Raw genomic sequence first — 4262 nt, 5'->3', positions numbered from 1 at the left:
CTTCGGCTACCTCACCCCGGCCGAGACCCGGCAACGACACCGACACACCCTCGCGGCATAACCATCGAGTGTCCAAGATCACGGGGAAGCTTCATCCATGTCCCACCCCGCCCTTCCGGACGTGCACCAGTAGCGGTGCCCGCCCATCAGGGACCACAGGGTTCAAAGAAGCTCTCTTGCGTGCTCGCGGCAACATCACTGGACTCCTGCGCTCGGCCCCAGCGTCCGACTACCAAACGGGCTCAATGTTCGGCACCAAGCTCGATCGACGTCCTCCGGACGGGCACCAGCCCCGATTTTCCCGGTCACGGGGCGGGACCGACAGGGCCCGGGATGACTACCAAGAGGCCCTGCTTCCATGCGTCACTCCGCACGCGATCACCCGATCAGGAATCCAGTTCGACCAGGCCAACCCCGTAATCGATAAGCGGATGGCGTCTCAGTGACCAACTCCGCCCGGCTCAGCTTTCGAATCGCCGACACGCGAGCACATGTGTGGAGTCCGTGCGCACCGCACCACGCCGCTTGACCAGGCCCGCGGCCACCAGATGGTCGACCATTACGGCCAGCAGCCGGTCAGCCCGATCGCCTTGAGCCATGCGGTCTCTGAACTCGCTGAGCACGGAATAATCAAAGCCCGAATCATCCAGCCCAGACAGTACTTCCAGTCCAACCGGCAGCGGACCGCTTCGGCGGCCTGCCGGTCAGTGAGGTTCTCCGCGTACTGCAGCACCGACACCATTGCCAGCCGAGCCGGCGACAACCCCCGCCGCCCATCAATCGGATACCAGTCGGCGAAGTGCTCATCGGTGAAGAGCTCGTCCAACCTGTCACGCACCCACATGGCGGCCGTGCCCCGCGGATTACTTGCCCGCGCCATCCGCACCGCCAACGGCGGAATCATCCGCCCCGAACCTGAACCCATCGACATCGCGGCCACCCCTCCGACCGCTCGAACCACCCTGCTCAAACCAGCGCAGCACACTGCGCTGATCATCAGATCAACAACGTCATGACTTCACCGAAACGAATGAAGATCACCAACAGCATCCCGACTACGGGCCAGAGCCATTGGCTGGACAGACCCTCCGGCGCGGAAGCCCCTTTGGTTCTTGCGGCCTAGTGCACCCGTGGCAACGAGAGCTTCCAGGAGGGGGGCCGGTTGGTGTTCAGGCTGGGCGAGTTGGTCGTACAGGCGGTGCTGGATGGCCAGCGAGACGTCGAGACCGATCGTGTCGAGGAGTTCGAAGGGGCCCATGGGGTGGCCGAAGCCGTGTCGGACGGCGGTGTCCGTGGCCTCGATGTCGGTGCCGGGGCGTTGCAGCAGGTTGACCGCCGAGCCGAGGTAGGGGAAGAGGAGGCTGTTGACGATGAAGCCGGCGCGGTCGGGGCAACTGACCGTCGTCTTCCCCAGACCGGCGACGAAAGCCCGGGCGCCGGCGAATACGTCGTCGGCCGTGTCGTTGGTGCGGATCAGTTCGACGAGTCGCAGCACGGGCGCCGGATTGAAGAAGTGCAGGCCGACGACGTCAGCGGGCCGTCCACTGGCCTGCGCGCAGGCGGTCACGGACAGGCTGGACGTGGTAGTCGCGAGGATGGCGCCCGGTGTGGCCACCGCGCCGAGTCGGGAGAAGATCGAGCGCTTGACGTCGAGGTCTTCCGCCACCGCTTCGATGATCAGATCGTGGTCCGCAGCGGCTCGCATGTCCGTGGCGGGAGCGAGCAGCGGCAGGGCCGCTGCCTTCTGTTGGGCGCTGATCTTGCCGCGGCGGACGGCTCGCATGAGGGATTCAGCGATCGCCGCGAGGGCGGTCTCGGCCTTCTCTCCGCTGCGCGCCACCAGCAGGGTGGGGTGGCCCCCGGTCGCTGTGGCCTCCGCGATACCGCGGGCCATCACGCCGGATCCGATGACGGCGACCGTACGCACCGGGCGGCCGGTGGTGGCAGGATCGTCGGGCTCGTCTCCCCCACTGCGGCCGCCCTCGTCGTACAGGTAAAAGCCTTCACCCGTCTTGCGTCCCAGATAGCCAGACTCGACCATGTGTGTCAGCAGCGGGGCCGGGGTGAAAGAGGTGTCGCCCGTCTGCTGGTGCAGTCTCGTCAGGGTTGCGTGGGCTGTGTCCAGTCCGATGATGTCCAGTAGGCACAGCGGACCTGCTGGCAGACCGCAGCCGAGGCGCATCGCCGTGTCGATGTCGTCGCGGGTGGAGTGGCCAGCGTCGAGGAAGGCCACGGACTGGTTCAGGTAGGCCATGACGAGCGCGGTGGCGTCCGCCGCCGGTCCGGTGCCGATCTCGACCCGGGCCAGGCCCAACCCGTTGATCAGCGCGTCGGCGGCGCTCTGGGTGGCCTGGGAGGTCAGGGCAGTGGGTACCAGCTCCACCGCGCCGGCGGGGCCGGGCGGGACGAGGAAGCGCAGGCCCACGATCGTCTCCGGGCGTCCGGACGCTATGGCGAGGTGGGGGACGGAGAGGGCGGCGGTTGTCGTGAGGACCGGCGCCTGTGAGACCTCTCCGATTTGACGCAGTACGTCCGTCTTGACGGCCAGGTCGTCGGGAACGGCCTCGATCACCAGGCTGGCGTCGGTGAGTTCGGCCACCTCATGCGTGAGGACGACGGACTCCGCCGCATCAGTGGTGAGCGCCTTGAGGCGGTTGCCGACCCGGACGAGCGCGTCAGGGGCGGTGTCGACGGCCACGACGCGATGGCCGGCCTGGTGGGCCAGACGCATGAACGCCTCGCCGACCGTGCCGAGGCCGACGATGCCGGTGAGGGGTCGCGGATCGGACATCATCACGCTTATCACACCTTTTGCCCGCGGAAGCGGTTGATGGCGTCGATGTGCTTTGCGCGCAGTGCGTGGTCGCGTACGCCGAGGCCCTCCTGAGGGGCCAGGCAAAGGATGCCGACCTTGCCCTGGTGGAGGTTGGCGTGGACTTCGTACGCGGCCTGCCCGGCCTGCTCCAGCGGGTAGACCTTCGACAGCGTCGGGTGGATCCTGCCCTTGGCGACGAGCCGGTTGGCCTGCCACGCCTCACGGTAGTTCGCGAAGTGCGAGCCGACGATCCGCTTCAGCGACATCCACAGGTAGCGGTTGTCGAACTCGTGCACGTACCCGGACGTGGACGCACAGGTGACCACGGTGCCGCCCTTCCTCGCCACGTACACCGACGCGCCGAACGTCTCCCGGCCGGGGTGCTCGAAGACGATGTCGACGTCCTCACCGCCGGTCAGCTCGCGGATGCGCCCGCCGAACCGCTTCCACTCGCGCGGGTCCTGGGTGTTCTCGTCCTTCCAGAACCGGTAGCCCTCGGCTCTGCGGTCGATGACCGCTTCGGCTCCCATGGAGCGGCAGACTGCCGCCTTCTGCGGCGACGAGACCACACAGATGGGGTTCGCTCCGCCGGTGAGTGCCAGCTGGGTGGCGTACGAGCCGAGTCCGCCGCTCGCACCCCAGATCAGCACATTGTCACCCTGCTTCAACTGCGCGCCGTTGCGGGACACCAGCTGCCGGTAGGCGGTCGAGTTCACCAGCCCCGGGGAGGCGGCCTCCTCCCAGGCCAAATGCTCCGGCTTGGGCATCAGCTGGTTGGACTTCACCAGTGCCAGCTCGGCGAGCCCGCCGAAGTTGGTCTCGAAGCCCCAGATGCGCTGCTCGGGGTCGAGCATCGTGTCGTCATGGCCGTCGGGGCTCTCCAGCTCGACGGAGAGGCAGTGCGCCACGACCCGGTCACCCGGGCGCCACCGGTTCACGCCGGGGCCGGTGCGCAGCACCACCCCCGCCAGGTCCGAGCCCAGCACGTGGTACGGCAGGTCATGGCGCCTGGCCTGCTCGCTGAGGCGTCCGTAACGCTCCAGGAAACCGAAGGTCGGCATGGGTTCGAAGATCGAAGACCACACCGTGTTGTAGTTGATCGCGCTCGCCATCACGGCGATCAGAGCCTCGCCCGGTCCCGGCTGCGGTGTCGGGACCTTCTGCACCCGCAGGGACTTGCGGGGGTCCTTCGCCTTCGAGTCCATCCCCTCAAACATCGAAGTGTCCTCCCGGCGCACCACATTGCCCCGGTAGTACTCCGGCAGACGCAGACCCGCCACATCGCTCGATGTGACGTCCTCGGAGAGGAGAGCGCTGATGATCTCGTTCATAGGCCATCGCCTTCATCTGGGTTGGTCATCGGCCTGCGCCGGTCACATGCAGCAGGGCGCGGGCCGCTAGGCGGTAGCCGAACGCGCCCAGGCCGACCACGACGCCGGAGGCCAGC

General features: G+C 67.4%; 3 protein-coding genes. All 3 read right to left on the bottom strand.

The features are described 5' to 3' along the window. Positions 1–559 precede the first annotated feature (559 nt). The gene (locus tag M2283_RS51355; RefSeq protein WP_280883544.1) at positions 560–931 is read right to left on the bottom strand and encodes a transposase; all 372 of its coding nucleotides are present in this window, start codon (positions 929–931) and stop codon (positions 560–562) included. 87 nt (positions 932–1018) lie between these two features. After that, positions 1019–2794, bottom strand: a complete 1776-nt coding sequence (locus M2283_RS51350) for a 3-hydroxyacyl-CoA dehydrogenase family protein (RefSeq protein ID WP_280883543.1) — start codon at positions 2792–2794, stop codon at positions 1019–1021. 8 nt (positions 2795–2802) lie between these two features. Beyond that, entirely contained in the window at positions 2803–4146 is a 1344-nt protein-coding gene (gene ccrA / locus M2283_RS51345; protein ID WP_280883542.1) for a crotonyl-CoA carboxylase/reductase, read from the bottom strand. Between the last annotated feature and the right edge of the window lie 116 nt (positions 4147–4262).

It is taken from the genome of Streptomyces pseudovenezuelae, from assembly GCF_029892565.1.
Classification (GTDB): Bacteria; Actinomycetota; Actinomycetes; order Streptomycetales; family Streptomycetaceae; genus Streptomyces; species Streptomyces pseudovenezuelae_A.
The sequence above is the reverse complement of the archived record's forward strand: the minus strand, read 5'-3'. Positions and strand labels throughout refer to the sequence as shown.

Excerpts from the sequence above, each read along its gene's own strand:
- ccrA (WP_280883542.1), bottom strand. The coding sequence starts at position 4,146 with ATGAACGAGATCATCAGCGCTCTCCTCTCCGAGGACGTCACATCGAGC.
- M2283_RS51355 (WP_280883544.1), bottom strand. The coding sequence starts at position 931 with ATGTCGATGGGTTCAGGTTCGGGGCGGATGATTCCGCCGTTGGCGGTG.
- M2283_RS51350 (WP_280883543.1), bottom strand. The coding sequence starts at position 2,794 with ATGATGTCCGATCCGCGACCCCTCACCGGCATCGTCGGCCTCGGCACG.